Source organism: Streptomyces sp. NPDC127084 (assembly GCF_042724175.1).
Classification (GTDB): Bacteria; Actinomycetota; Actinomycetes; order Streptomycetales; family Streptomycetaceae; genus Streptomyces.
Map to the genome: position 1 here is coordinate 23,002 of NZ_JBHXFA010000065.1, position 2,874 is coordinate 25,875.

Below are 2,874 nucleotides of genomic sequence, written 5' to 3' on the forward strand. Positions count from 1 at the left end.
GGTCGTGTCCTTATATGCCAAAGAGCCCCTCGCTGCTGCGAGGGGCTCTTCCTGTCTGTGCGCCGCCAGGGACTCGAACCCCGGACCCGCTGATTAAGAGTCAGCTGCTCTAACCAACTGAGCTAGCGGCGCTTGCTGACGTCGTAGACATTAGCATCCGGATCCGCGAGAGGAAAAATCGATATACGCACCGCGGTGTGCCCCGCCTCACGGCGTCCCGCTGCCATACGGGCGCGCACTCTCGCAGTGCACCGCAGCTCGCGAGGTTGCCGGGTCACCCATCGCCGTGAGCTGGGCATCGCGGCAGCTCCGGGCTCGTGTCCGGGACCGTGGGATGTGTCGCGGCCACCGGGCACCGGCATGGGCCGGTGTGGGCAGCGCCACACGAATCCCGCGCCTCCCCGGGCGGAGCTACTGCGCTCCGGGTTCCGAGGCGCGGAGGAGATCCCGCCCGAACTCCACCATCTTCCGCGCGTAGTCCTCGCTCCACTCCGCCCGCGCGGCGATCTCCGCCGTGCTCAGCCGGTCGAACCGCCGAGGATCGGCGAGCTGGGCAGCCGCGAGCGCCTGGTACTCCAGGGCCCGGTCGGCCGCGGACTGGAAGGCGAGGGTCAGCTCGGTCGCACGGACCAGCAGCTCCCGGGGGTCCTCGATCGACTCCAGATCGAAGAAGTGCTCCGGGTCGGACGCGGCCTCCGAAGGCTCGAAGATCAGCGGCGCAGGCCGCATCCGCCGCTCGCCGCGCTCCGACGATTCCGCCATGCCCGTCTCCTCACCCACGCATTCCGGCCACCGGCCACCCACCATTGTCCCGCGCGACGCAAGAGGGCCCCCGCGCACGCCGGTGAACGGACCCCCGGCCGCCGCTCACCCGGCGGACGCGACCACCCGGTGCTCCGCCAGATGCGACAGCACCGCGTGGTTCGCTTCCCACCCGTCCGGGAACTTCATGCTCACCCCCAGGAGCACCGGCTCCGTCGACGGATGCTCGTCCAGCAGTTCCGCCACACCCGCGCGGCACACCACGACGCAGGCGTGCCGGTGCCGGGACGCCAGCACGCACAGGCGGCCGGTCTCCAGGTGGAACGTCGTCGCGTCGGGGCGGCCCGACAGGGGGTGGAGCACGACGGTGACATCGAATTCGCGACCCTGGAGCCGGTTGGCCGTGTCCACGGTCACCCCGCTCACCCCCAGCTCGGTCAGCGCCGCCCGTACCGCCGCGGCCTGGTCGCGGTGGGCGGTGCCGACCGCGATCCGGTCCGGGGTGAGCGGCACCGGCTCCTCGGACCGCTCGGACACCGAGACCCCGCCCCGGTCGAGCAGCCGCCGCGCCACCAGCGCCACCACCCGCACCGCCTCCGGGTCGGTGCGCGGGGTGTGCCGGGCGGGCAGCTCCAGCAGCCCCCAGCCGGACTCGGCGGCCTCGTCCAGGACCCGGTCCGTCCCCGAGCCGTCCGAAGCGACACCGAAGGACAGCCGCCGGTCGCCGTGACCCGTACCGCTGCGGAACGGTGTGTACGGGTAGAACGCGCCGGACACCAGCGGAGCGGCTGACGCGGGCAGCCGCCAGGACACCGGCAGCCGGTGCTGCGGCAGCTCCGGGTTGTGCGCCAGCAGGGTGGAGACCGCGCTGGCCGAAGGGTCGTACGACAGCCCCGCCCACTGCTCGGCGCCGACCACCGAGAAGGGGTCGAGCTGCCCCGGGTCGCCCACGAACAGGGCGCGCTCGAAGAGTCCCGCCACGGCGAGCAGGGCATCCGAGCGCATCTGGTACGCCTCGTCCACGATCGCGTGGCCCCAGGGCTCGACGCCCTTGACGTGTGCCCATTTCGCGGCGGTCGAGATCACCACGTCCAGGCCCGTGAGATCACCCGCCTTCGCCGACTTCCGGACGTTGTCCAGGCCGTCGAGCGCCTTGTCGTAAGGGTCGGGGTCGTTGCTGTGCAGCCGGCCCACCGGCAGCCCGGGTTCCTTCTCGGCGAGCCGCAGCACCAGGTCGTCCACCTGGGCGTTCGTCTGTGCGACGACCATCAGCGGTCTGCCCGCCGAAGCCAGCTCCAACGCCGCGCGTACGACGAGTGTCGACTTGCCCGCGCCGGGCGGGGAGTCCACGACGACACCCCGCGCGTCGCCGTCCAGGGTGTCCGCCAGGATCGCCTCGGTGGCCCGGGCCGCCGCGGCACCCGGGTCGAGCGGCGGGACGACGGTACCGGTCACAGCAGCCCCCCTCACAGCAGTTCCCGTCACAGCAGGTCCTCCGCGGTCACCGGGTCCGGACCGTCCGCGCTCTCCGGTGCGTCGCCGCGCGGCGGCCCGCCATGCGTCCAGGGGGTCTCCTCCGGGTCGGGCAGTTTGGGACCGCCCCGCTGCTCATGCTCGAACAGCGTCCAGGCGATCCGGTCGCCCTTCTCCGGTACGGACCCCTCGACGGGGTCCCGTGACCGCCCCATCCGGTCCAGCAGCCGCAGGACCAGCGAGCCGTCCTCCTCGCACCATCCCACGAACTCCGCGCTCTGCGGCCCGCTCTCCAGCGAGCGGTACACCTTCACGCCCGCGCCGAGTTGCGGGGTGTCGTCGGTGCGCACGGTGAGCAGCGGACGCGGCGACGGCCGCTTGGACTCCGACCAGGCCATCACCACTTCGGTGACCTCACTGACGAATGCCTCGCCCGAGAGCCGCCGACCCGCCAGCACCAGCGGATCGTCCAGCGCCTCCTGAGCCTCCAGCCGGGCCTGCGCCGCCTCGCGGGTCGCGAGCTTCCGCGCCGCGGTCACCGCGTCGTCGCGGCGCGGGTGGGGCGGGGCGCCCGCGCGGGACACGGGGCGGTGGGGCGCGGTGGGGCCGAGGGGAGCGGGGGGGGGGGCGCGGCCCCGC

Annotated in this window: 2 protein-coding genes, 1 tRNA gene and 1 pseudogene; all 4 read right to left on the reverse strand. The window is 73.2% G+C overall.

Features of this window, described 5'->3' with window-relative positions:
• Positions 1 to 58 precede the first annotated feature (58 nt).
• Positions 59 to 132 (reverse strand) — tRNA-Lys (locus tag ACFWI9_RS17165).
• Positions 133 to 411: 279 nt separating this feature from the next.
• Entirely contained in the window at positions 412 to 762 is a 351-nt protein-coding gene (locus ACFWI9_RS17170; protein ID WP_387162769.1) for a hypothetical protein, read from the reverse strand.
• Positions 763 to 867: 105 nt separating this feature from the next.
• A complete protein-coding gene (locus ACFWI9_RS17175) occupies positions 868 to 2,217 on the reverse strand; it encodes an AAA domain-containing protein (protein ID WP_387162770.1) in 1,350 nt (449 codons plus the stop codon).
• Between the two features lie 26 nt (positions 2,218 to 2,243).
• A pseudogene (locus ACFWI9_RS17180) lies at positions 2,244 to 2,874 on the reverse strand (hypothetical protein); the annotation flags it as partial.